This is a genomic window from Cytobacillus solani (assembly GCF_001420595.1).
In the GTDB taxonomy this organism is placed as follows: domain Bacteria; phylum Bacillota; class Bacilli; order Bacillales; family Cytobacillaceae; genus Cytobacillus; species Cytobacillus solani.
Genome location: NZ_LJIX01000006.1, coordinates 385,015 through 409,206, shown reverse-complemented (window position 1 = coordinate 409,206; position 24,192 = coordinate 385,015). Strand labels below are relative to the sequence as shown.

The following is a 24,192-nucleotide window of genomic DNA, read 5'->3' as shown; positions in this document are numbered from 1 at the left end:
AGTTGCTACATTCAAAGCAGAAACTGGCTCCTAATTTAATTATTAATGAAATATCCCACTTTCATTCGACTTTTTCCTTAATTTATAAGTAATCTTGTTAATAGGCTCTTTCAAAAATACACCTAAAAGGATAGCAATAACAGCGAAGATAAGGAGGAATAAGATATCCGTTCTGACATTCTCCCATACAATCCCTCCAACCGCTTCACGCATTAAATCAATGGAATAAGTAAATGGCAAAAATGGATTGATCATTTGAAAAAATCTTGGAATTAATTGTACAGGATAGGTTCCACCTGCTCCTGCAATCTGTAAAACAAGAAGAACAATCGCCATCGCTTTGCCAACATTCCCGAATATCGAAACGAGAGTAAAGACAATAAGAATAAAGACAAAGCTAGAAAGCAGCCCAAATAAGAGGAACCAGCCGGGACTATGGATATAAATATCCTTCAATAGAAAAATATCTCCTAAAGTAACGATCAAAGTTTGCAAAAAACTAAAGGTCCAAAAGGTTAACAAACGACCAAAATAAATTTCATGACTTGCATACTCCTCATAGTGTGCTGGATCAACAGACAACAGCGAAATTAATAATAAGCACCCGACCCAAATGGCTAAAACAGTATAAAAAGGATTCATACCTGAACCGTAGTTTGGCAATGAAAATAAGAGATTACTTTCAATTTTCACCGGATTAGCCAAGAAGTTACTTTCTGAATTTGGATTATTTCGCAGGAGGTCTATGAGTTCATTAAGATTTGTTTCGTTCTGCAGCCTTTCTATCGTGTCAGTTAACTCTCCAACTTTTTTGACAATCATTGGATATTGCTTGTTCGCTTCTTGTAAAACCTTCTCCCCTTCATGGAGAGTACCTGCAGCATTATTAATGGCACTTGCTATAGAAGGAAGAGTCACAACTAATTCTTCTAAAATGCCGTTCGCCTTTTGTAGAGTCTGTTTTGTCTTTAGGACTTCATTGTTAATAACTGACTCTATTTTTTGTTTGTCCTCTTCTGTTATCTGATTCACTACTTGCTGAATATTATTAATAACAGATTTGAAACGATTCATTTGATCTAGAGAAGGGACCTCCCCATTAGCTAACATATTTCGTAATTCCAAGGAAATAGCTGCAGCATTTTTTAAATTTGTATGGATCTGTTCGAGATGGTTTATATGCCGTTGCAGATGATTCATTACTTTTTCATTTGCATTGTTATTCTGTGCTATCTTCAAAGCATCATTTACTTTCCTTTGAATAATTCCTGTAACCTCTTCCCCCTTTTTTAGAAGCGGATCAATCTCCTCCAATATCGTTTGTAATTTTTGTGGATCGATTTCCAGTGCTTGAAGCTGATTGATTTTTGTTTCTGCAGAATCAGTTACCATTTTTAGTGTTTGTATATCCTCTTTAATGTTTGGTTTGAAAGCATCTATTTCCGCTTCCGCCTTACTAATAACCTGGTTTGCTTTATCAATAAAGCCCATTCCTTCATTAGCTATTGCTTCAACCTTTGGAACAGCTTGCTGAACCTTTCCTAGAATATCATCCGCACCCTCTGCATAGGACATGGATTGATCGAGCAAAGCCTTAACTTCTGGAAGTTTCTTCTGGAGCTTAAAGATGAATTCTTCAAATTGCTTAATAGCCGGAAGCCTATTTTCCAACTCTATTCCAATCTGATTAAATAAATCAAAAATCACACCATTAACCGTTGCAACAAATTTACTGCTTACTTGCTCGGCAATGGCACTCGCTCCTTTTGAAGTTATTTTTGGAGCTATGGCGTTCTTTTTATCGTTCTCATAATACTCAATTTTTGCCTGCTGCTGTTTGTCATTAACTATCGTTGCAAGATCCTTAGAAAATTCACGAGGAATAATAATGGTAGCAAAGTAATCCCCTGACAAAACCTTTTCCATCCCGCTATTTTTATCAACAAACCGCCAGCCTAAATCTTTGTTGTTCTTTAATTCCTTTACAATCTCCTCTCCCGCATTAATTTGGGCTCCATTAATTTCAGCCCCTTTATCTTCATTAACTACACCAACAAGGATATTTTTTGTATTTCCATAAGGGTCAATCGATGCCTGAATATTGAACCAGGCATATAAGGATGGCAGCAGGATAAGACCTCCGACTAAAATAGCAGCAACCCAATTTGTGCTTGTCTTCTTCAGGTCATTTGAATAAATTCCCCAAATATTTTTCACCTGGCACCATTCCTTTCTTTATCCCCACACATTTCCAGCTATTACATTAATGTGCATCGAATAAACACTTTTATACCCAAGTCAACTCCCCTAGAATGAAAAAAGAGATTAACTTCAATAAGAAGTAATCTCCTCTCTTCCCTTTGTTTATCTAAATAAATTCTGCGATATCCTTTAACGGAATGCGCGTAGTTTTAAATGGCGGTGCTGCTGCTTTCCCTATAGCAATGAGCACCATAGGCATATAACGTTCAGACACATTAAACCTTTCGATAAATTTCACTTTATCAAAGCCTCCCATCGGTACAGTGTCATACCCCTTTTCTTTAGCAATGAGCATGAGCTGCATTGACACTAAACCAGCATCAAAAGATGCGATATTTTTCCTGACTTCTTCAGATATATTTGGGTACAGGCTATTTGCATTGTGCATTAATCGATTCACATTTTCTTCGTCCATAAAACCTGCTTCATAGCCGCTTCGATATACCTTTTCAATATTCATATACATTTCCTTATCACCTAACACTGCTATAACAGCAGAAGATGTCTCAATCGGTTCTTGGTTATTGGCAATTAAACGCAGTTCCTTTTTCACTTCTTCGTTATCAATAATGATAAATCTCCATGGCTGAAGATTACTAGAAGATGGTGCTAAGATGGCTCCATTTAATATGTCTTCAATTTCTTCTCTTGCAATTTTATAATTAGCATCATATTTTCTAACAGAGTGACGTTCTCTGATAACAGTTGATACGCTTTGATCAGTTTTAGGCGACATTCTTATTCCTCCTAGTTGTACATAACTTACTAATAGTAAGTTTAAATATAGCTTACTATTAGTAAGTTAATTGGTCAAGCATAAAAGTATTTATGGTAGAATAGAGAGAATGAAGAAATTAAATGGGGTTTTAATATGAGTGAATCAATGCTTGAAAACAATAAACAAAAGGATTGCCAGAATATATGCAATGACTTCCATAGCACCATCGAATTTCTTGGAAAGCGTTGGATAGGAATAATTATTTATAGTTTATTTAAAGGACCTAAACGCTATCATGAAATTCTGGAAAACATTCCTGGCATTTCTGACAGGTTATTAACCGAACGATTGCGTGATTTAGAAAAAGAAGGATTGATTGTAAAAAGGATTCTAACTACCCCAAAGAGGAAAGTAGAATATGAATTAACTCAGTCTGGAAAAAAACTTGAAGATGTATTTTTAACAATCGTAACGTGGACACAAGCCAAAAATGATTCATAAATTGATTCAAAAAAACCTCCTTATTGATAAGGAGGTTTTTACATGATCTATACAATTATTTCTGTTTGTTCTTCTTAGTCAATCTGCCTAATAGGAAAGCTCCCGCAGCTACGCCAAGGACTGTATTTGTCTTCTTGTTAAATACTTGCTTAGCAACAAGATTTAAATTTTGCGGTCTTTCAGCAAGACGTCTCATGAAATAGCCGTACCAGTCTTTTCCAAAAGGTACATACGTACAGAAGTTATAGCCTTCGCTTGCCAATTGTAGCTGAAGCTCTTTTCTGAAACCGTAAAGCATTTGGAACTCAAATTTATCATTTGGAATATCATTCTTCTTCACAAAATCTTTCACATGGTTAATGATATTATGATCATGAGTAGCAATGGAAGTAAATTTTCCATTTAATAAATGCCATTCAATTAATTTAATAAAGTTAGCATCAATTGCTTTTTTATCTTGATAAGCCAATTCCTCAGGTTCTTTATAAGCACCTTTTACGATACGAAGACGATAATTTTGATATTTTTGAATATCCTCTTCTGCACGGAAGAAATAAGCTTGAATCACTGTTCCTACATTATCATATTCCTTTGATAGCTCATCAAGAATATCAAATGACGGATCTAAATGGCCATGGTCTTCCATGTCAAAGTTAACAAAGATATCGTAGCGGCTTGCTTTATTTACAATTTCTCTTAAATTATTCAAACAAAAATGATAGTCAATATCTAATCCTAGTTGAGTAGGCTTTAAAGAAATATGAGCATCTACTTCATTCTCATGGATCGCTTCGATGACATTAAGAATTTGTTCCTTAGCTTCAGTTGCCTCTTCTTTTTTAAAGACGAACTCTCCCAAATTATCCACCGTACAAGAGATTCCGTGTGCATTTAATTCTTTAATGCTCTTGATGGTTTCCTCTATATTTGTTCCCGCTACGACACTTTGCGCCCCCAATTTTAGCCCGTACTTCTTCGCAGCACTATTTAGTAATTGGTTTTGTGATAGGCCGATAAATAAATCTTTCAACATAGCGATTACTCCCAACTATTTTATTTTTCAGAGTAATTATATCATACGTATTCGACAAAAATCGATTGCTGAAATATTCAAAAAATAATTATATTCGCTCTCCATTTTATGCCTTTTACTAAAATTAGGAAACTATAATATTATTTATCCGTAAATGTAAGCTACAATGTAATTATATCTTTTACCAAAAAAGGAGGAGCTATGAAAACTTTAGTACGCGGTGAAAAAATTAAACTCTCAGATCTTACGGCGCTTACTCAATTACAAATAGAAATCAATGTCACATCCAGCTTTGAAATTGATATTACTTGTTTCGGATTAAATGAGGAAAAAAAACTTCGCGATGATCGTTATATGATTTTCTATAATCAATTACAATCGCCTTCTAACGAAATTCAGCTCCAAGCCCATCGCAGTGGGGGAGGAACATTCTTCATTGATTTATCAAAGCTGCCCATTTCTGTTCAGCATCTAGTATTCACAGCGACCATTGATGGGAATGGAACAATGGGGATGGTTTCATCCGGTTCATTCATTATCAAAGCGAACGGTGAACCAATACTTACCTATTCCTTTAATGGAAATGATTTTAAAAATGAGAAAGCAATCATTATGACAGAAATTTATTTTAAAGATGTATGGAGAGTTTCTTCTGTTGGCCGAGGATTTGATGGAGGGCTGGGAGCGTTATTGAAGGATTTTGGCGGTGAGGTTGCAGAAGAACAATCACAACCTGCCCCTCAGGCAGCACCGTTGCCGACAGCTCCTTCTGCTCCAATCAGCAGCAAAAAAATATTACTTGAAAAGAAAATGGAAGTACAGGCACCTAAGATTCTCGATCTTTCCAAAAAGGCTAAGGTTTCTTTAGAAAAGGTTGGGCTGCAAAATCATAATGCAAAAGTTGCTTTATGCTTAGATATATCCGGTTCGATGTCTGGACTTTATCGATCTGGGAAGATTCAAGAATTTGCGGAACGGATCTTAGCATTAGGGACTCGCTTTGATGATGATGGATCAATTGATATATTCTTATTCGGCGCAAATGGCCATGAGGCAGGAGAACTAACCATTGATAATTTTAACGGATTCATCAATCAGCTGATTAGACGATATCCTTTAGAAGGCAGTACTTATTATGGAAAAGTAATGAAAATGATCCGTCAGCATTATTTTGGCTCAGCTAGCAAGCGAAGTCAGCCGATCTCTAAGGAAATGCCTGTCTATGTTATGTTCGTAACAGATGGAGCAACCTTTGATGAGAAGGATACGATCAGCCATATCCAAAACTCTTCCTACGAGCCGATCTTCTGGCAATTTATGGCCATAGGGAAATCAAATAAAGGACTAAAAGGCCGTGGTTTCTTCCGAGCTTTCCAATCAGACTTTACTTTCTTAGAGCAACTGGATAACTTATCTGGCCGTTATCTTGATAATGCTGATTTCTTTAGTGTCGAGGACCCTCAGCATATCTCAGACAACGAGCTCTATGATTTACTAATGAAGGAATATCCAGAATGGGTGAAAGCTGCTACTGCTAAAGGGCTTATTCACAAGCAGTTTAGCCGATTGGGGTCATGAGATTAATAAGCACAATCCCTTTCGAGTGGGATTGTGCTTTCTTGTTAATAGTTAGATCAAATCGTAAATTTTTTGATCAAACCTTTTAAATCCTCAGCCATTTTTGCTAATAAGGAAGAAGAAGAAGTTACTTCTTCTATTCAATTCGTACTATCACTCCTAATTCACAAAAAAAATAACCCTTCTAAACAGAAGGGTCTCAAAAAATGAAAACGGTCGTTTTCAGCAACTGGCTGGCTTGGTATACTCATCATACTTTAGCCCCTATAGTTTTGCGTCTCTATTTTTCAATAGATTTGCCCCTTACCAAATATCCATTACTATATTACTATATTTTATCACAAACGCATCAAAAAGGCCGGATTTTTATCAGAGGACAGAGGCGGTACAGGTCCCTTGTCCCGTTTTCTTTAAGGCATACGACCAAGCCCGTATAAGGTACAGTAAGTAACAGGTTTTGTGCCAAAAACAATAAATACTCATATGGTATTTATATGAATACTTTGGTGGGAGGTTTTAAATTATGTATTACCACATCATTAAACCCAGAGAAACACTTTGGTCGATTTCCGAGGATTATCGCGTCCCCTTTCAATCTCTTATTCAAGCAAACCAAATAGTTAATCCTAATATGATTAATGCAGGCCAATCCATTATTATTCCGGGACTGCCTAATCCCAATCAAATCCCTTATTCTATTCATGTTTCCGTCAAAAATAAAACATTGACATTAATGCGTAATCAATCTCCGATAAAAACGTACCCTATTGCAGTCGGTAAAATTCTTAACCAAACTCCCATTGGTGACTTTGTCGTAATAAATAAGGCCCCTAACCCTGGTGGACCTTTCGGAACAATGTGGATGTCTCTCTCAAAAAAGCACTATGGTATCCACGGTACGAATAATCCTTCTTCAATCGGTAAAGCCGTTTCAAAAGGGTGTATACGGATGTACAATGCGGATGTCGAAGAGCTGGCACGTACAATTCCGATTGGCACGCGGGTTCTTATTCGGTAATCTGCTAAAACAAGCGTTTCTAATATGAGTATAAATCATAGTTGTTTCAATGGAAGAATGCCCCAATTGTCTTCTTGGCATTGGTACATCATTTATTTCAGCGTGATATCTTGTAGGAAACGAATGGCGCAACTTGTGTACCGATAATGAAGGTTTACCGAAGGCTGCGGTGTATTTTTCTATAAATTTTTCTATAGCTCTTGCTGATAATCTCCTGGTCGTCCTTTGGGAACCATTGGAGCTGAGATAAGCATTGAATTAAAATAAAAAAGTAATCCCCTTAGCTTTGAACTTGGATTACTTTTTTATATCATTTATCAACCCTTAAATAGGTATATTAAGCTTTTTTTACACATTTATACAGTTTGAAGTAGTGGAATTTTGCAAATTATCAGATCTAAGATTATATGAAGCAACTTTCTTTTTCCACTGCTTAACTACAAAAATTTGATCATCCTCACAATAAACAAAGAAATTCATGTCTCTTTTACTATTCTTTACATTAATGATAAATGGAATAATATTAGTCTCTGGGCGTAGAAATAATTTTTCATCACCTGGGAATATATCGTTCCTTTCTAAGAAAGAAGCTTTATTAAAATAGTCAGTAAAACTAATTTTTTCTTCCCCTTCTAAGTACTTTCCATTAAATGATTATATCCGCGCCTACAGAATATGCTTGAACAGCTTAAGTTGGTGTCAAAACGCCTGGTATTGAAATTTTCACAAAGCAATTTGTTATTTGAATGGTCTTTATATCAAAGATTGGTGAGTAAATGAAATCTGAACCCACGTCTATTGCTGATTTTGCGAAGGTATCATCTAATACTGTACCTGTACCAACAAGAACTTTGTCTTGGTATAGATTTTTCATGTTATTTATCATTTGTAAATAACTGGTGTATCTTGTGTAATTACAAGAGCTTTAACCCCTCCATTAACAAGTGCTTCAGCTATCGATAATATTGTGATTGTTTAGGTCTTCGAACAACTGCCCCTAGTCCCGATTCTTCTAAGGACTTTAATTTTCCCCATTTTTTTCTATTTTCCTAGAATAATTAATATTTTAATTGTTAACCATTGGTTTTTTTATTCATTTTTTAGAGTTAACATATAAAAAGTAACTATATTTAATTTTTGGATTTTTAGCTCCAGTTTGGTGAATGAGATAATTCAACCAAAGCGATGACAATATTAATCATAAATATTGCAATGACAATTGGTATAAAAAGAAAAATACTTTTCCCAAACTTTAACCTAATAATTGAAATATAGTAGCCACAAAGAATTAATACAAAACATGCAGTAATAAGCATGATAAGTAAAATAATGTACATAGAGTTCCCTCACTACATTTTATAGTAAAATATTTTAAAGCATTTACTGATTTTATATGTGAAAGGTTATTCCTTAGATCGAAAATAATTGTGAATCTATTCTCACACCTAACCATTTTTTATTGTGAATGTGTATTATGGGTAACCGACTCTTCTATCATAATGAATTTAAAAAATTTTTAATCATCCACTTCAATACTTTTTTACTCATCCATTTTAATAAAAAGAAAAGAGTTCTTTTAAAACAAAAAACCGATTCATTAAATGGAAACGGTTTTTTTAAAAATTATAATGTTTTACAAAATTTTAAATGGTAATAAGTTCTTTTATTCTTGCACTTTAAGGCTATCCATTGGACAAAAGAATTTGAAATTAATCATCTATTTAATTCCTCCTTACTACCTCAGATTCATTTCCCTAACCCATACCTTTTTGATCATGTTTATAAATATAGATTCCGATTGGAAAAAGTAAAAGGTTTAAAAAACAAAATATTAGAACCCATCCATAATTTTGATAGAAAAATTGATGAACCATATTTTGAGTAAAAATAATATTCAGCATTAATAGTCCACAAAGCATAATTAGATTTACATAACTAGGCCTCATAACGCTTAACCCCCACAGCATAGACTGCGCCATTTTCCACTTTTACATAGATTTCAGGAAGCGGTCGTCTTGGCGGACCGGCAATTGGCACACCTGTTTCTACATCAAATTTTCCGTGATGACACGGGCAGAGCATTTCTCCGTCCTCCTTCTTCCAAAAAACAGGACAGCGAAGGTGGGTACAGGCATTTTGATAAGCAACATACTTATTTTCTGATAAACGAATTAAAATTGCGCTGTCATGTTCACCTGGAAAAGCAAAGTCCACCGAATCACCAATAGCAAAAGAAGTGATATCTGTAATTTTCTGCTTAGGATATTTTTTATCACCTAAATCGGATAATTCTTTTGCGGCTATTACTCCCCAAGGAAGGGATGCAACGGCGAACACACCTGCTGCACCAACCAAAGTCTTCATAAAGCCGCGTCGGTCAAGGCTTCTCTCATTATCCCGGTTTATATTATGAGTGTAATGATCTTCATTGAACGGGATATTGTTATTTTTTTCTGCCATGTGAAATCCCTCCTAATACAATTTTGAAATGCCCTGTAAAATTCCAGGGAGATTCACTTTTACATTTGTTTCTCCTTCTAAATAAGGCATACTTGTCACCCATTTACCGTTATCGAGATTAAATTTATTTTGCTTTTGTTCTATTTCTTCATCTGTCAACCATTGTAGCGTGTTGGTAGGACAGACACTCGCACACATTGGCGGGATTCCATCCTTTGAACGGTCGATACAAAGGTCACACTTATACATTAAGTTTTGTTCTGTATCAAACTTTGGAATCCCATATGGGCAAGCAATTGTACAATTTTGACATCCGATACATTTTTCAACCAACGCTGATAAAACGGCTCCCGTTTCATGGATTTGAATCGCCTGTGCTGGACAACTTCTAGCACAGGCGGGGTTTACACAGTGAAGGCACATAAGAGGCATTGTTTGTCTGTCAACAAGTGGATTCACATCGTATACATAATTTCTGTTCCGTTCTTCGTGACCACCGCATTGTGTACAAGCTGCCAAACAGGAACGACAACCTATACAGTTTTCGAGTTCAAGATACAACCTCTTTTTCATTTATTGCACCTTCTTCATTTCTAGTTTTTCAATTTGAGCGGCACAAGCCTTAAATTCCGGCATTTTAGAAATTGGATCAAGAGCTGGATTTGTCAGGATGTTTGCTGCTTGTTCAAAATCCCAATGATAGGGGACAAATAAGGTATCCTTACGTATGGCTTCAGTAAGTTTCACTTTATAAATAACTTCCCCTCGTCGTGTAAACAAACGAACTCTTTCTTCATGCTCTATATCATATTTTTTTGCTGTTTCTGGATGTACTTCGACAAATGGTTCAGGACACATATCTTTTAAAAATTGAATTCTTCTAGTTTGATTGCCTGATAGATAATGGTAAACAACCCGTCCCGTTGTTAAGTGGAGTGGGAATTCCTCATCAGGTTCTTCCGCTGCTGGAACATAAGGGAGAGCTAGTATTTTTGCTTTTCCATCAGGGAAATAGAACTTTTTATCAAGGAACATATGAGGTGTTCCCGGGTCTTCCTCTTTCGTACATGGCCAAAATACACCATCTTGTTTTTTGATTTTTTCCCAAGTAACCCCGTAGTAATCTGCTTTTCCACCTTTTGAGGCTAACCTCAATTCATTAAAGACATCCTCTGAAGTTTTTAAATGAGAAAAGTATTTTCCACGGCCAAGACGTTCCGCTAATTCCACTTGTATAAGCCAATCTGGCTTTGACTCGCCTAAAGGCATTTGAGCTCGATTGATCTTAATAACACGACCTTCAACGTTGGTAGTCGTCCCCTCATCTTCCGACCATGTTGTGGTTGGAAGAACTACATCTCCATACTCTGCAGATTCTGATAAGAAAAAATCAGAAACAACCATAAAGTCGAGCTGTTTTAATACTTTACGAACATAGTTAGAGTCCGGGGCTGAAACAACTGGATTAGAACAAAGAAGATACATAGAACGAATGACCTTTTTCTCCATTAATCCAAATAATTCAAAGGCAGATACTCCTTCTCCTGGCATTTCCTCTGGCTCAATTCCCCACACCTTTGCTACTTCCTTTACATGCTCTGGATCTGTAATCTTCCGGTATCCAGGCAAGGCGTCGGCTTTTTGACCATGTTCTCTTCCACCTTGACCGTTTCCTTGGCCAGTTATCGTTCCAACACCTGCTTTTGGACGACCTATATTACCAGTTACAAGTGCTAAATTAATATAAGCTGAAACATTATCAACGCCTTTCACCTGTTGTTCTATTCCTCTTGCAAACAAGAGTATCGCATTTGGTGCTTTCCCATATAATTCAGCCGCCTTAATAATTTTCTCCGGGGCAACACCTGTAATTTGACTTGTATATTCGGGTGTAAATTGTTTTACCAATTCTTTTGTTTCTTCAAAACCGTTTGTATGTTTTTTTACAAAATCGTCATCTGTGTGACCATTTTTGATTAATATATGCAATATTCCATTCGCAAGAGCCAAATCTGTTCCAGGTCTTAAATCAAGATGGACATCTGCTCTTCTGGCTACTGGCGTTTCCCTTGGATCGACAACAATCAAATATCCGCCTCTTTCTTGAACAGCCCAAACACGAAACATCATCGTTGGATGGCAATCTGCTGTATTACTTCCTGCGAGAAACAAACAATCCGTTTCTGGTATATCTGTCCAAGGTACGGTCGATCCTCTATCAATCCCTAAGGAACGATTGATACCGCTTGCCGCACTTGCCATACAAAATCGTCCATTGTAATCGAGATATTTCGTTTGCAGTGCAACACGAGCAAATTTCCCATTTAGATAACATTTTTCATTTGTCATGGAAACTCCTCCATATACCGAAAGAGAATCTTTCCCATAATCAGCTTGCAGTTGTTTAAACTTTTTCACTATTAAATCATAAGCTTCTTCCCAGCTTGCTTCCCTGAAACCTTTTTTTGTTCCTTTTAAAGATGCATCGTCACGTATTAACGGTTTTAAAAGACGATCTGGATGATTTGTCTGTTGATAAGCTGTAACCCCCTTCGGACACATCTTTCCAAGGGTTACTGGCCAATCGTATCGAGGTTCAACTCCAATAATTTTATTTGTTTTTGTATTTACCCTTAGATTCATTCCGCATTGCATCGCGCAATAACTGCAGTGAGTTGGGACTAGTGTTTCGTCAGGATGATTTATATTTTCAATCTCTTTAAAAAAATTATCTCTGGGATTTTTATAATTATCCATGTGCATTTTGATTTGCCTCCTTGACTTTTAATTGGTGAGTTGCAAATCCTGAAAATCTGGAAATTCGATATTTCCTGCGGCATGGCATGCACAACTCAGCAAGATTAAAGCCGTCTTTCATATTAAAATCGATATCATTGACACCAAGTACTTGAATCACATCGTTTGATTGTTCTACTGATACAAAATGATTGCTGCACACTTTACATTCTTTCATTGCTTCTTTTCCATAATGTTCACGGTAGTTTCTTGCAAATACACTCATCGGACGGAATGGAATATGGGCAAGCTTACCAAATGGTAAATAAATTAGTGTTACGATAACGGAAAACTGGTGGATCAGTGACATTTGTGGCTGCAGCCAGCCATCTAGAAAGACATTTTGAACAGTTAATAAAAGTCCTGTTATCGAAATAAATAATAATAGGAAAAGCGGAAGAAAGTCGTAAATGAATTTTTGCTCAGCTCTAGCCTGCATATTTTTCAACCGTCGGTGTAGTGCCATACAAACACCAGCTGTAACCATAATGGCTGCCACATTTAATGCATTGTAGGACAACCAAGCAATCATCCCATCTGCTTTTACCTTCATTAAATCTAAGCCCATAAGTACGATTGTATATGAGCCATTGTCATTCATTGTAAAGTACATCCAGCCAAATACGAGCGGGAATGTGACAAGACAAGCCAGGATACAACCCCAGCCGATTAAAATATGCTGCAGCCAGCGTTCAACACCCCGTTTTTTAATAAAATCAAAAATAGCTAAATGTTGAACTGCTATTTTCGGTGTTGTTTTTGTAAATAATAGTTTTATACCTTTTTTAATTAAGATTTTTGTTGGCGGTCTCTCCCCCCATGAAATGAAGCGATAGAAAAACCCTCCAATAAACACGAGCGTTCCTACCATATATCCGTAAAGATTTAAATCGATATGGATAAATAGCCTCGTGCCAATAAAAGTTAATACTGTTAAAACAACCACAGTAAAAAACATTGATTTGGCATAATGAGAAGCAAACGCTTTCGTATTGGATTCTCCGATTTTTTTCTTTAATCCATTATGTTCTTCCATAATTAGTCCCTCCTCATTTATGAAATTAGAATTCTATTCAGTAAGTCCTAAACTGTCACTTGCAATTAAAGTTTACACATCCTTAATATTGTAAAAATGTGCTGTTCTTCACATCTAAAAATGGGTTCATAGAATGTTGAAAAAGTTATTACGGAACAAATAATTTTAATAATTGGACCTTTTCAGTTGTAGTCATGTGGACTAGTTACTCGTAATACGGTTCCAACATAATTATCTTGACAATGATAGTTCATATGGATTAAATGATTGTATGTTGTTTATATTAAGATCAGACTGTAAATAACTTTTTGAAGATGGGAAACAATGGTGATAATAATGGAATGGAAACTAGATAAACAAAGTGATATCCCACTCTATCAACAGATCGCTAATTTTATTCAAAAGAGAATTGCTTATGGTGAATATCCTCCTGGAACACTTCTTCCATCTGAAAGGACTTTAGCTAAAGAATTGGGAGTAAACAGGGGGACAGTTGTTACTGCGTATGACGTTCTATATTCACATGGAACGATCGAGCGAATTAAGGGGAGTGGAACAAAGGTACATAAAGACGTGTGGGGATTAACCCGCTCTCGAATTCCTAATTGGGATCTGTATGTTGAGCGGGGATCGTTTCTACCGAATCTCCCAATATATCAACATATTCGTGGAGAAATTCATGGAAAAGATTTAATAAACTTTGCAAGTGGTGAATTGGCACATGACTTGATGCCCTATGATATTTTTAAAGAAATACTAGCAAAAAAGGAGTTTCATCAATCTCTCGGATATGAACATCCCCAAGGCAATCTCGGTCTTCGCGATAGGATTGTTAAACACTTAGAAGATTATAAAAATATAAAATGCTCCAGTCAGTCTGTTTTGATAACCTCTGGTGCACAACAAGCGCTGCATCTTGTTATTCAATGCTTGTTAAATCACGGGGATGCAATCGCGTACGAAGATCCTTCTTATGCACACTCTTTACCCTTATTTCGTTCGGCAGGTATAAAAACGTTTAAACTCCCTGTTGGGCCGAATGGTATAAATCCAGAAGATATTCTTTATTTATATCAAAGGCATAAAATTAGAATGGTTTTTCTTAATCCTATATTTCAAAATCCAACAGGCAGCATATTATCTTTGAACAATAGAAAACGTGTACTAGAAATAGCAAGAGAATTAGGAGTTCCGATTGTTGAAGATGACCCCTATAGCTTAATTTCATTTTCAAATGATATCGATACATCCACACTTAAATCTCTGGATGATAGAGGTCACGTCTTATACATTAGCTCCTTTTCAAAAATAGCAGCTTCTGGATTACGTATAGGTTGGATTGTTGGACCCGATAATGTTATTCAACGATTGGCCGATGCTAAACAACAAATTGATTTTGGTCATAGTATTTTCCCTCAATGGATGGCTGCTGAATTTTTGGATTCGGATTTATTTAGCACAAATATAAAATATTTAGTACATAAGCTAATTGAAAAAAGGGACATATTAATTTCCAATTTGGAGGAAGAATTGTCTGATCATTTATCATTTCATGTACCAGAGGGCGGAATTCATTTATGGTGTCGTTTACGAGATGAAATCAATGAATATCAATTGCTTGAAAGGGCATTACGTAATGGTGTAGCCTTTGTTCCTGGCTCTTTATTAGGTTCTAAAAGTGGTTACATACGGCTAACTTATGGACGCGTAGAGTCTAAATTAATCCAAGAAGGAATAGTAAGGTTAAAAAAATCAATGTTTTAAGATTATAAATTTTTTTATATTAATAAACTAATTTAAAAGGGATTCATGTTTTGTCCTTCATTACCTCGATGAAGGACCGTTCCTTTTTATCTGAGCAAGTTTTGGAATTCATGAGCTTGGAAAATTTGTAATAAGATTAAAATGTCCAAATCACTTTCTTTATTCCCCTCTCCCACCACGAATCTTTACAATACTAAAACCTTCCCTTCACTTCTCCTTAATAATCCCAATATATACTAATCTCGTAATCAAAATTGGGAGGGGAAAAGATGTCTATTAAAAAATTCACTAGAAAACTAGTACCTTTTGCAGTTGTATCTTCAGTTGCACTTGCTGGCTTTAATTTTTCCGGATCATTTTCAACAGTTGAGGCAAAGGAAAATAACCAGAGCAATGGGAAAGCAAAAAATGTTATTTTTCTAATTGGAGATGGAATGGGCGTATCCTATACTTCTGCTTACCGCTCCTTGATAAATGACCCTAAAACAAAATTTGCTGAGGAGACGGCTTTTGACCCTTATTTAGTCGGTCAGCAAATGACTTATCCGGAAGATCCGGCTCAAAACATTACAGATTCCGCTTCGGCTGCAACCGCTATGGCAGCTGGTATTAAAACATATAATAACGGGATTGCTGTGGATAATGATGGAACAGAAGTAAAAACAGTTTTAGAGGCAGCAAAAGAAAAAGGAAAAGCAACAGGACTTGTTGCAACTTCAGAAATCACCCATGCTACACCTGCTTCATTCGGTTCACATGATGTCAGCCGTAAAAATATGAATGCGATTGCTGATGATTATTATGACGAGCTTATTAATGGAAAACATAAAATTGATGTTCTTTTGGGCGGAGGGACAGACCTTTTTGTGCGAAAAGATCGTAATCTTGTAAAAGAATTTCAAAAAGATGGTTTTCGCTATGTAACGAGTCGCGATGAATTATTGAAATCAAAAGACGAGCAGGTTATTGGTTTATTCGCTCCTGCAGGCATGCCAAAAATGATAGACCGTGATAAAGATGTACCTTCATTAGAGGTAATGACAAAATCAGCGATCGACCGATTAAATAAAGATAAAGATGGTTTCTTCCTTATGATTGAAGGCAGCCAAATTGATTGGGCTGGCCATGACAACGATATCGTTGGTGCCATGAGTGAGATGGAGGACTTCGAAAAAGCATTCCAGGCTGCGATTGATTTTGCCAAAAAGGACAAAAATACACTAGTTGTTGCAACGGCGGATCACTCTACCGGCGGATTTTCAATTGGGGCGGATGGAATCTATAACTGGTTCCCTGAGCCAATTAAAGCAGCAAAACGTACACCTGACTTTATGGCAGACCTGATTGCCAAGGGTGCGAACGTTGAAGAGACTCTAAAAAAGTATATTGATTTAGAATTAAAGGCAGAAGAAATTCAATCTGTTAAAGATGCTGCTAAAAAGAATAATTTTACGGAAATCGATAATGCGATTGAGAACATCTTTAATAAGCGTTCCTATACTGGCTGGACAACTGGCGGACATACAGGTGAAGATGTACCCGTTTATGCATTTGGACCAGCAAGTAATAAGTTTGCAGGGCAGTTAGACAATACGGACCACGCAAAAATTATCTTTGACCTGCTTCAAGCAAAAGTTGAAATTAATGATAAATAAGTTAAGTATGAAAAGCGCAAGCGCCTTGGTCATCGCCGTACAAACTGGAAGGACCGGTTCTTTCGATAAAGGAAACACGGTGAGCGAGAGCGAACCGATGTTGACTTATCGTAGGAAGGGACCTGAAGTTTGATAGGCGATAGGCGCTGGAGCTAGACAATTCTCTAACTCCAAAGTTATAAATTCTGATACTATCAAAAAAAGTTCCCGTTGATTGCATATACCAACGGGAACTCTTTGTAAAAATGGATGGGGGTTCTGCTATGAAACAAGTTATTTATCTATGTTTATTATTAATCACATTAACTGGCTGTTCCTTTAACGATGAAAAGTCTGTTGCTGCAAAAACTAGCTCAAATAATACCATTCCAAGTTACTATGATGACTACATTCTTAATCCGCAAGTATCAGATGACAGGCTGCTTCAGGAGGTTGGGCAATTTTCACGCGATAATCGCGGCGAGCTGACGGTTAAGGCGGCAGAACATGACAGCCATACATACAAAGTCGGTTCAATCGATTTAACAATCAGAGAAGCAAAGATTCTTCACTTTAAACCTGATTACAGTTTGATTGATTTCTATCATTCCTATACACATGACCAAGAATTTGATTTCATAAAGTTTTTTGTGGAAATAAAGAACACATCTAATCAGCCGCTTAAATTTGCACCAATCGCCATTCTAAATACAAGCTCTGGCGAAAAGGTAACATTTGAGGATGATATTTACTTAGAAGATTTAAATGGGGAAATTGCGCCAAATGGAATGAAGAATGGCAATCTTGGTTTCATTATTGAAAAATCAAATGTTAATTCCATTGAGATTATGACAAGTGATGTCTTCAATGAAAAGGATGAAATGATTTATGATGGTGAAACAATACGAGTTGAATTTTAACTTATAAATAAACGTCCCTATTCCTCTTTTTATATAAGAATAGGGACGTTTTGTTTTTCCTTTATTCTAAGCCAGTCAGTGCTGCTTCATCAGCAATGATGGTCACATGTGAATGCTTCTTTAATATCGAAGCAGGAAAATCCTCACTTACATCGCCTTGCAGTAACCTTCTCATCGCCTCTCTTTTTCCTTCTCCTGAAGCAATCAGCAATATTTCTTTACTTTCCATAATGGTCGCAATTCCCATCGTAATGGCATGTGTAGGTACATCTTCAAGCTGCTCAAAAAAGCGAGCATTGTCTCTTCGTGTCGAATCAGCCAGTTCAACAATACGGGTTCTTGATTGAAATGACGAGCCTGGTTCATTAAAGCCAATATGGCCATTCCCACCTATGCCAAGCAATTGAAGATCAATTCCCCCACGCTCTTTTATTAATAATTCATATGTATCGCATTCTTTCAAAGGATCCTTCACATTGCCACGAGGAACGTGGGTTTTTGTTTTTTCGATATCAAGATGATTAAACAAATGAGTATCCATAAAGAATCGATAACTATTTTCATTATTGCCGTCAAGTCCAATATACTCATCTAAATTGAAGGTTGTAACGTTCCGATAAGAAGTCTGATTTCCCTTATAATCTTTTATCAAATATTGATACGTTCCTTCAGACGTTCCCCCAGTAGCCAAGCCAAGTATCATGTTCGGTTTGTTCCGGACCTTTTCAATTAAATAGGAAGCAGCTCGTTTGCTTAATGCTTCGTAGTCTTTCACTCTAATGATTTTCATTCGTATGTAACCCTTCCTTATCATAGGAAATTAAACCCTTGCACAATGTCATCTTCACATCGTAATTTTTATCCAAGATGACTAAATCTGCATCCTTTCCTACAGCAATACTTCCTTTTCTATCAAAAATATTTAGCTGCTTGGCTGGATTTGCCGATCCCATTTGAATTACATCTGCTAGTGTGCATCCTGTAAATGAAATCATATTTTTCAATGCGCCACCCATTTTTAAAATACTTCCAGCCAGAGTTCCATCACTTAAAACCGCTTTTCCATTTTGAACGGTTACATCTTGTCCACCTAAATCGTAGGTTCCGTTTTTCAAGCATTTCGCCCTCATTGAGTCAGTAATCAAGATAAGCCGATCATGACCAATTATTTTATATGCCAGTTTTACTATTTCAGGTGTGGTATGTATGCCATCCGCTATAAGCTCTGCTTTTAATTCTTTCTGGAGGAAAACAGCTCCTACTACGCCTGGCTCTCGATGATGGAGACCACTCATTTGATTGAACAGATGGGTAGCATGTGTGACCCCAGCATTAATCGCCTCCTTTGTTTCTTCATAAGTCGAAAGTGAATGACCAATCGAGGCGATTACGTCTGTATCTCTTAAATAATGAATAAGTTCAAGACAACCGTCGATTTCAGGAGCAAGTGTAACAAGTTTTATATTCCCATTGGATAGCTGCTGCCATTTTTTAAATAAATCTACATTTGGCTTAATAATGTACTGAATTGGCTGTGCTCCTGCCATCTTTTTATTAACAAATGGGCCCTCTAGATGAATACCCAAAATCTCTGCCTTTTTTGTAAATAACTGGGTTTCCATATACTTTGCCACATTAATTAGTGCATGTTGAATGGCTTCCTCTGATTGCGTCATCGTTGTAGCTAGGAAGCTTGTTGTTCCTTCTTTTGGAAGTGCAGCAGACATTCTATCCAGCGCTTCTTTTGTGCCATCCATAACATCAGAACCGTCCACACCATGGATATGAACATCAATTAGACCAGGAATAACAGTATAATGATCAAGCATCGCCATTTCATGATAGTCTTCAATCGAAGTCAATTCAGACATGCTGCCTATTTCTGCAATTTTCCCAGTATCTATTTTAATAAATCCATTATTGATGACCCCTGCTTCTGTATAAATCTCAATATTTTTCAGAATAAGTCTATTCCGTTCATGGCTGTCCATATTTTCTCATCCTTACTATAAGTATTGAACACAGATTGTTTTTCTTAATTAAATGGTCTGTGGTACTTATCCAACAATTCTTGTCCCGTGCACTTCATTTATCTTTAAGTTACTTTTAATATAATCTAGATTATGGTTCGTTACCCCCCCACCAGGCATGATCGTTATTCTATCAGAAGCATATTCCAAATACTCCTTTAACCGAGGAAAGTTGTTATGAATTGGTGTAGAGCTTGGTCCCCCATGTGTTAAGATTCGATTTACCCCTTGGCTTGCTAACCAGTCAATCGCTTTCAATTGGTAGTTGGTGTTAATCTGATCAAAAGCCATGTGAAAGGCAACTTCTAACCCCTTCGAACAGTCTAATAGTGTAGATAGCGCAAACTCGTCAATCCAATCTGAATCTGTCAAACACCCAAACACGACACCATCGATCCCCAGCTCTTTTAAATGATAAATATCATTTTGCATAATCTCGATTTCTTCCGTAGAGTAAATAAAGTCTCCACCTCTTGGTCTAATCATGGCCATAACCTTAACGTTATTGCTTTTACAATACTGAATCGTTTTGACGGCTACTCCATGACTAACAGTAGTACCCCCAACTGAAAGGTTATCACAGAGTTCAATTCGATGTGCTCCCCTCATAATTACTTCAGGAACCTTATTAAAATTCTCCACGCACGCTTCTAGAATCATTTATATTCACCTCATATTCTAAAGGAAATCAATTTTAGTAATTTCAAACAAGCATTTCATATTTATTAAAGAAGCTATCGTGAATGGATCATCAACCACGATAGCCTCCCTTACTATTGGAATCTTTCTTCCTGCGAACTATTCCTCAAAACTTTATCAAATCTTTTAAATGCGAAACTTTTTTACGTGTTGTTCTACTTCTGAAGAAGTTTTTAACATCAATACATGTTCCACTAGTTCAGCTAATTTTTCCTTAGACAGTTTAGATAGTAGGCTCCGTGTTTTTAAAATGGAAGAGCTGCTCATTGAAAATTCATCTAATCCTAGCCCCAATAGGATGGGAACCGCTATTTCGTCTCCAGCCATTTCCCCGCACATTCCTACCCATTTGCCATTACTATGAGCTGCATCGATTACCATTTTTATTAGCCTTAATACCGCAGGATGATATGGTTGATACAAATATGAAACTCTTTCATTCATTCGGTCTGCTGCTAGAGTATATTGAATTAAATCATTCGTCCCAATAGAGAGGAAGTCCGCTTCTTGCGCAAATAAATCGGCAATCACGGCTGCAGATGGAATTTCAACCATCATCCCTATTTCGATTTGTTCAGAAACAGCAGCTCCCTCAACCACTAGCTTCTGTTTTTCTTCAAACAATAAAGCCTTTGCTGCTCTAAATTCATCTAAAGTTGCAATCATCGGAAACATGATTTTTAAGTTTCCATACACACTCGCCCGTAATAGTGCACGTAATTGAGTGCGGAAAATTTCCGCTTGTTCTAAACATAATCGAATGGCGCGATAGCCTAGAAAAGGATTCATTTCAGTCAGAAGCTTTAAATAAGGAAGCTCTTTATCGCCGCCAATATCTAATGTACGAACAACAGTAGGTCTTCCCTCCATTTTTGTAAGGACCGTTTTATAGGCATTAAATTGCTCCTCTTCTGTTGGTAATTCATCGCGATCCATATACAAAAACTCCGTACGGAATAGCCCAATACCCTCTCCGCCATTTTCCAAAACAGCATCAACATCTTCTGGCCTGCCTATATTACCAGCAATTTCAACAGACTGACCATCAGCACTCATACTTGGAAGCTTTATGTATTTTTTCAGTAGCTCATTTTCCTCTACCAATTTCCTTTTTAATAGACGATAAGACTCGTGTATTTCTTCTGTTGGATGAACAACTACTTTTCCATCCAATCCATCAATTATAATTGGAGAACCATGGCTTATGATCTTTGTCGCTGTTTTTGTGCCAACAATTGCTGGAATCTCCATTGCTCTTGCAAGAATGGCTGAGTGTGAGGTTTTCCCTCCAATATCAGTAACAAAACCTTTCACATATTGTTTATCTAACTGCGCGGTAATAGATGGAGTTAAATCCTCGGCAACAATAATCACTTCCGAAGATATACGGCTATAATCTGGTAACTCTATATGTAATAAATGGGCAAGCAATCGCTTGGACACATCCCGAATATCTGCAGCACGTTCCTTCATATATTCATTTTCCATTGATTCAAACAATTGGGCATACATGTTAGCGATCTCATCTAGCGCAAATTCTGCATTTACCTTTTCATTTATTTTTGCTTCCAGTGCTGAAAAAATTTCAGGATCTTCAAGTATTAATAAATGAGCTGAAAAAATAGCTGCTCTTTCTTCTCCAAACTTAAGCATGGCAGAATCACGAATTTCCTCTAGTTCAAGCTTAGTTCTGCTAATTGCAGATTTTAATCGGTCCAATTCAGCTTCTATATTCGTTATTTCAAATTTTTCAAAGGACAAATCGGGTTCAACTAGACAATAAGCATTTGCTAGGGCAATACCATTTGAGGCAGCCACTCCTTTAATCTCTAACATTTTTCGCCAAGCCCTTGCGTTACAATGACTTCTTCCACTTTATTAAGTAATTCAGCTTCATCTGGACCTTCTGCAGAAATCGTAACAACTGCTCCAGCAGGTATCCCTTGAGCCATCACGCCCATAATAGATTTTAAATTAACGGACTTGTTGTTATACGTTAATTGAACATCAGCTTTATAAGGTGTAGCCGAGGATACTAATAATGTAGCAGGTCTAGCATGAATTCCCTCAGATGCAGTAATTTTAAATGATTTTTCCATTGATATAGCCCCCAAATATTTTATCTGTAATGAGGATAACAAAGTCCATATAAAAACTGTTTAATATAGGGTTTCATCCTAATTAAACAGTTTTTATATGGTTATAGACTTTTTATCCTTGTGTGGTTATTTATCTTTTTTTGCGAATTTTATTTACTTCGTCAGCAACAAACTGAACATTTGTACCTACGATTACTTGAATGCTTTGTGAACCTGTCACTTTAATTCCATGGACACCTGTCGCTTTAATTTTACTTTGGTCTACTTTGTCCATATTTTCTACCTCTACACGTAAGCGTGTTGCACAATTATCAACTGAAACGACGTTGTCGTCTCCACCTAAGCCATCATATATTTTTGTTGCCATGGCACTGAATTTATTTTCCGCTGTATTCTCAATTCCTTCTTTTGTTTCCTCTTCTGTTTCATCTTCTCTTCCCGGAGTTTTCAGATTGAATTTTGTAATTAAGAAACGGAATAACACATAGTAAATAACAGCAAATACCAACCCTTGAAGGAGCAGCATTAAAGGCATATTAGCAATTGGAATACGTAAACTTAACAAGAAATCAAGAAGTCCCGCACTAAATCCAAATCCTGCAGTCCAATGGAATAATGCAGCAATAAACAATGAAAGTCCTGTTAACAAGGCATGGACAACATAAAGGGCAGGTGCTAGGAACATGAATGAAAATTCAAGCGGTTCTGTTACCCCTGTGAAAAATGCCGCAAATCCTGCTGCCAGCATTAAAGAAGCAGCTTGTTTTTTCCTTTTTGTTTTAGCTGTGTGGTACATCGCTAATGCCGCAGCTGGTAACCCAAACATCATTATTGGGAAAAATCCAGCCTGATACATCCCCGTAACACCTTTTTCACCAGTACTGCTCCAGAAGTTTCCGATATCATTAATTCCAACAGTATCAAACCAAAATACTGCATTTAAAGCATGGTGCAAGCCAGTTGGGATTAACAAACGATTAAAGAATCCATAGAGCCCTGCACCTGCAGCACCTAATCCGCTGATCCCTTCACCAAATGAAACTAATCCACCGTAAACAATCGGCCAAATAAAAAATAACAATGCAGAAACTACTAACATTGACACAGATGACATAATTGGTACGAGACGTTTTCCACTAAAGAAAGCTAAAAAGTCTGGCAGCTTCACATGGCTAAAACGATTATACATCGCTGCCGCAATCATCCCTGACAATATCCCAATAAACGCATTATTTATTTTTCCAAAAGCCGGATCTACACTCTCAACTTCTGAACCTGTTAATAAAGCAACTGTATTTGTCGATAGCATGGTCGTCACGACTAAAAACGCGACCAAGCCACTCAATCCAGCAGATCCATCTTTTTCCTTAGCCAATCCCAAGGCTGCACCAACTGCAAATAATATCGGAATATTATCAAGAATGGCACCACCTGCTTTGATTAAAAAAGCTGCCAGTACATTTCCTGAACCCCAGCCAGTTGGGTCAATATAATAGCCTATTCCCATCAAGATGGCAGCTGCTGGCAAAACCGCTACCGGAAGCATTAATGAGCCTCCAAGCCTTTGCAGATATTTCTTCATAAACGTTCAACTCCTATTCATTATTAATTTAATGAAAAATATATAATTGCTAATCTCGTTGA

Annotated in this window: 21 protein-coding genes, 2 pseudogenes and 1 riboswitch; of the genes and pseudogenes, 6 read left to right on the top strand and 17 right to left on the bottom strand. The window is 36.7% G+C overall.

From position 1 onward, the window contains the following. Nucleotides 1-42: 42 nt before the first annotated feature. Nucleotides 43-2,217 (bottom strand): YhgE/Pip domain-containing protein, encoded by a 2,175-nt coding sequence (locus tag AN957_RS03865; RefSeq protein WP_056682386.1) that lies wholly within the window; start codon nt 2,215-2,217, stop codon nt 43-45. Nucleotides 2,218-2,368: 151 nt separating this feature from the next. After that, nucleotides 2,369-2,998 carry a nitroreductase family protein gene (locus AN957_RS03860; RefSeq protein WP_056682379.1) on the bottom strand — a complete coding sequence of 210 codons (630 nt, stop codon included), beginning with the start codon at nt 2,996-2,998 and terminating at the stop codon, nt 2,369-2,371. Nucleotides 2,999-3,133: 135 nt separating this feature from the next. On the opposite strand from AN957_RS03860, the gene AN957_RS03855 reads away from it, so the two are divergent. Then, nucleotides 3,134-3,481: a winged helix-turn-helix transcriptional regulator gene (locus tag AN957_RS03855; RefSeq protein WP_056682377.1), complete on the top strand. Its 348-nt coding sequence runs from the start codon at nt 3,134-3,136 to the stop codon at nt 3,479-3,481. A gap of 55 nt (nt 3,482-3,536) precedes the next feature. On the opposite strand, the gene AN957_RS03850 is transcribed toward AN957_RS03855, so the two are convergent. Continuing rightward, complete coding sequence (locus AN957_RS03850) at nt 3,537-4,514, bottom strand: proline dehydrogenase family protein (protein WP_056682374.1); 978 nt, start codon at nt 4,512-4,514, stop codon at nt 3,537-3,539. 201 nt (nt 4,515-4,715) lie between these two features. Here AN957_RS03850 and AN957_RS03845 point away from each other — a divergent pair, with 201 nt between their 5' ends. Next, nucleotides 4,716-6,092: a VWA domain-containing protein gene (locus tag AN957_RS03845; RefSeq protein WP_056682373.1), complete on the top strand. Its 1,377-nt coding sequence runs from the start codon at nt 4,716-4,718 to the stop codon at nt 6,090-6,092. 221 nt (nt 6,093-6,313) lie between these two features. After that, nucleotides 6,314-6,403, bottom strand: a riboswitch (cyclic di-GMP riboswitch). A 212-nt stretch (nt 6,404-6,615) separates the two neighbouring features. Beyond that, nucleotides 6,616-7,110: a L,D-transpeptidase family protein gene (locus tag AN957_RS03840; RefSeq protein WP_056682369.1), complete on the top strand. Its 495-nt coding sequence runs from the start codon at nt 6,616-6,618 to the stop codon at nt 7,108-7,110. Here the strand turns inward: AN957_RS03840 and AN957_RS27315 are convergent. The 8 genes and pseudogenes from AN957_RS27315 to AN957_RS03810 form a co-directional block, all read right to left on the bottom strand. Next, a pseudogene (locus AN957_RS27315) lies at nt 7,024-7,367 on the bottom strand (tyrosine-type recombinase/integrase); the annotation flags it as partial. The gene AN957_RS03840 and the pseudogene AN957_RS27315 overlap by 87 nt on opposite strands. Nucleotides 7,368-7,458: 91 nt before the next feature. Continuing rightward, nucleotides 7,459-7,752 (bottom strand): annotated as a pseudogene (locus tag AN957_RS29065) (YfmQ family protein); the annotation flags it as partial. Between the two features lie 46 nt (nt 7,753-7,798). Continuing rightward, the gene (locus tag AN957_RS27520; protein ID WP_172797613.1) at nt 7,799-7,984 is read right to left on the bottom strand and encodes a hypothetical protein; all 186 of its coding nucleotides are present in this window, start codon (nt 7,982-7,984) and stop codon (nt 7,799-7,801) included. Between the two features lie 271 nt (nt 7,985-8,255). Beyond that, nucleotides 8,256-8,447 (bottom strand): hypothetical protein, encoded by a 192-nt coding sequence (locus AN957_RS03835; RefSeq protein WP_053479217.1) that lies wholly within the window; start codon nt 8,445-8,447, stop codon nt 8,256-8,258. A 598-nt stretch (nt 8,448-9,045) separates the two neighbouring features. Beyond that, nucleotides 9,046-9,570 carry a Rieske 2Fe-2S domain-containing protein gene (locus tag AN957_RS03825; protein WP_056682366.1) on the bottom strand — a complete coding sequence of 175 codons (525 nt, stop codon included), beginning with the start codon at nt 9,568-9,570 and terminating at the stop codon, nt 9,046-9,048. A gap of 12 nt (nt 9,571-9,582) precedes the next feature. Then, on the bottom strand, nt 9,583-10,143 hold the full coding sequence (locus AN957_RS03820; RefSeq protein ID WP_053479220.1) for a 4Fe-4S dicluster domain-containing protein: 561 nt from the start codon (nt 10,141-10,143) through the stop codon (nt 9,583-9,585). Continuing rightward, the gene (locus AN957_RS03815; protein ID WP_172797612.1) at nt 10,144-12,333 is read right to left on the bottom strand and encodes a molybdopterin oxidoreductase family protein; all 2,190 of its coding nucleotides are present in this window, start codon (nt 12,331-12,333) and stop codon (nt 10,144-10,146) included. After that, complete coding sequence (locus AN957_RS03810; RefSeq protein ID WP_056682359.1) at nt 12,320-13,402, bottom strand: hypothetical protein; 1,083 nt, start codon at nt 13,400-13,402, stop codon at nt 12,320-12,322. Before AN957_RS03810 ends, AN957_RS03815 begins: the two co-directional genes overlap by 14 nt. A gap of 336 nt (nt 13,403-13,738) precedes the next feature. Here AN957_RS03810 and pdxR point away from each other — a divergent pair, with 336 nt between their 5' ends. From pdxR to AN957_RS03795, 3 genes are all read left to right on the top strand, one after another. Next, nucleotides 13,739-15,166, top strand: coding sequence for a MocR-like pyridoxine biosynthesis transcription factor PdxR (gene pdxR, locus AN957_RS03805; RefSeq protein WP_053479222.1), 1,428 nt, complete (start codon nt 13,739-13,741; stop codon nt 15,164-15,166). Between the two features lie 269 nt (nt 15,167-15,435). Continuing rightward, nucleotides 15,436-16,821: an alkaline phosphatase gene (locus AN957_RS03800; protein WP_056682357.1), complete on the top strand. Its 1,386-nt coding sequence runs from the start codon at nt 15,436-15,438 to the stop codon at nt 16,819-16,821. Between the two features lie 263 nt (nt 16,822-17,084). Then, nucleotides 17,085-17,720, top strand: coding sequence for a hypothetical protein (locus AN957_RS03795; protein ID WP_056682355.1), 636 nt, complete (start codon nt 17,085-17,087; stop codon nt 17,718-17,720). Between the two features lie 61 nt (nt 17,721-17,781). Here the strand turns inward: AN957_RS03795 and nagB are convergent, their stop codons facing one another. From nagB to nagE, 6 genes are all read right to left on the bottom strand, one after another. Next, nucleotides 17,782-18,510, bottom strand: coding sequence for a glucosamine-6-phosphate deaminase (gene nagB / locus AN957_RS03790; protein WP_056682353.1), 729 nt, complete (start codon nt 18,508-18,510; stop codon nt 17,782-17,784). After that, the gene (gene nagA / locus AN957_RS03785; protein ID WP_053479226.1) at nt 18,497-19,711 is read right to left on the bottom strand and encodes an N-acetylglucosamine-6-phosphate deacetylase; all 1,215 of its coding nucleotides are present in this window, start codon (nt 19,709-19,711) and stop codon (nt 18,497-18,499) included. The genes nagB and nagA overlap by 14 nt, the downstream gene beginning before the upstream one ends. A 66-nt stretch (nt 19,712-19,777) precedes the next feature. Continuing rightward, nucleotides 19,778-20,410 (bottom strand): copper homeostasis protein CutC, encoded by a 633-nt coding sequence (locus tag AN957_RS03780; RefSeq protein ID WP_053479227.1) that lies wholly within the window; start codon nt 20,408-20,410, stop codon nt 19,778-19,780. A gap of 165 nt (nt 20,411-20,575) precedes the next feature. After that, complete coding sequence (gene ptsP / locus AN957_RS03775; RefSeq protein WP_056682351.1) at nt 20,576-22,285, bottom strand: phosphoenolpyruvate--protein phosphotransferase; 1,710 nt, start codon at nt 22,283-22,285, stop codon at nt 20,576-20,578. After that, entirely contained in the window at nt 22,279-22,548 is a 270-nt protein-coding gene (locus AN957_RS03770; RefSeq protein WP_053479229.1) for a phosphocarrier protein HPr, read from the bottom strand. Before AN957_RS03770 ends, ptsP begins: the two co-directional genes overlap by 7 nt. Before the next feature lie 130 nt (nt 22,549-22,678). Beyond that, nucleotides 22,679-24,130, bottom strand: a complete 1,452-nt coding sequence (nagE, locus tag AN957_RS03765) for an N-acetylglucosamine-specific PTS transporter subunit IIBC (RefSeq protein WP_053479230.1) — start codon at nt 24,128-24,130, stop codon at nt 22,679-22,681. Nucleotides 24,131-24,192 lie beyond the last annotated feature (62 nt).

Excerpts from the sequence above, each read along its gene's own strand:
- ptsP (WP_056682351.1), bottom strand. The coding sequence starts at position 22,285 with ATGTTAGAGATTAAAGGAGTGGCTGCCTCAAATGGTATTGCCCTAGCA.
- AN957_RS03825 (WP_056682366.1), bottom strand. The coding sequence starts at position 9,570 with ATGGCAGAAAAAAATAACAATATCCCGTTCAATGAAGATCATTACACT.
- nagA (WP_053479226.1), bottom strand. The coding sequence starts at position 19,711 with ATGGACAGCCATGAACGGAATAGACTTATTCTGAAAAATATTGAGATT.
- AN957_RS03795 (WP_056682355.1), top strand. The coding sequence starts at position 17,085 with ATGAAACAAGTTATTTATCTATGTTTATTATTAATCACATTAACTGGC.
- AN957_RS03810 (WP_056682359.1), bottom strand. The coding sequence starts at position 13,402 with ATGGAAGAACATAATGGATTAAAGAAAAAAATCGGAGAATCCAATACG.
- AN957_RS03800 (WP_056682357.1), top strand. The coding sequence starts at position 15,436 with ATGTCTATTAAAAAATTCACTAGAAAACTAGTACCTTTTGCAGTTGTA.
- AN957_RS03845 (WP_056682373.1), top strand. The coding sequence starts at position 4,716 with ATGAAAACTTTAGTACGCGGTGAAAAAATTAAACTCTCAGATCTTACG.
- pdxR (WP_053479222.1), top strand. The coding sequence starts at position 13,739 with ATGGAATGGAAACTAGATAAACAAAGTGATATCCCACTCTATCAACAG.
- AN957_RS03840 (WP_056682369.1), top strand. The coding sequence starts at position 6,616 with ATGTATTACCACATCATTAAACCCAGAGAAACACTTTGGTCGATTTCC.
- AN957_RS03770 (WP_053479229.1), bottom strand. The coding sequence starts at position 22,548 with ATGGAAAAATCATTTAAAATTACTGCATCTGAGGGAATTCATGCTAGA.
- AN957_RS03780 (WP_053479227.1), bottom strand. The coding sequence starts at position 20,410 with ATGATTCTAGAAGCGTGCGTGGAGAATTTTAATAAGGTTCCTGAAGTA.
- AN957_RS03815 (WP_172797612.1), bottom strand. The coding sequence starts at position 12,333 with ATGCACATGGATAATTATAAAAATCCCAGAGATAATTTTTTTAAAGAG.
- AN957_RS03855 (WP_056682377.1), top strand. The coding sequence starts at position 3,134 with ATGAGTGAATCAATGCTTGAAAACAATAAACAAAAGGATTGCCAGAAT.
- AN957_RS03820 (WP_053479220.1), bottom strand. The coding sequence starts at position 10,143 with ATGAAAAAGAGGTTGTATCTTGAACTCGAAAACTGTATAGGTTGTCGT.
- nagB (WP_056682353.1), bottom strand. The coding sequence starts at position 18,510 with ATGAAAATCATTAGAGTGAAAGACTACGAAGCATTAAGCAAACGAGCT.
- AN957_RS03860 (WP_056682379.1), bottom strand. The coding sequence starts at position 2,998 with ATGTCGCCTAAAACTGATCAAAGCGTATCAACTGTTATCAGAGAACGT.
- AN957_RS03850 (WP_056682374.1), bottom strand. The coding sequence starts at position 4,514 with ATGTTGAAAGATTTATTTATCGGCCTATCACAAAACCAATTACTAAAT.
- AN957_RS27520 (WP_172797613.1), bottom strand. The coding sequence starts at position 7,984 with ATGAAAAATCTATACCAAGACAAAGTTCTTGTTGGTACAGGTACAGTA.
- AN957_RS03835 (WP_053479217.1), bottom strand. The coding sequence starts at position 8,447 with ATGTACATTATTTTACTTATCATGCTTATTACTGCATGTTTTGTATTA.
- nagE (WP_053479230.1), bottom strand. The coding sequence starts at position 24,130 with ATGAAGAAATATCTGCAAAGGCTTGGAGGCTCATTAATGCTTCCGGTA.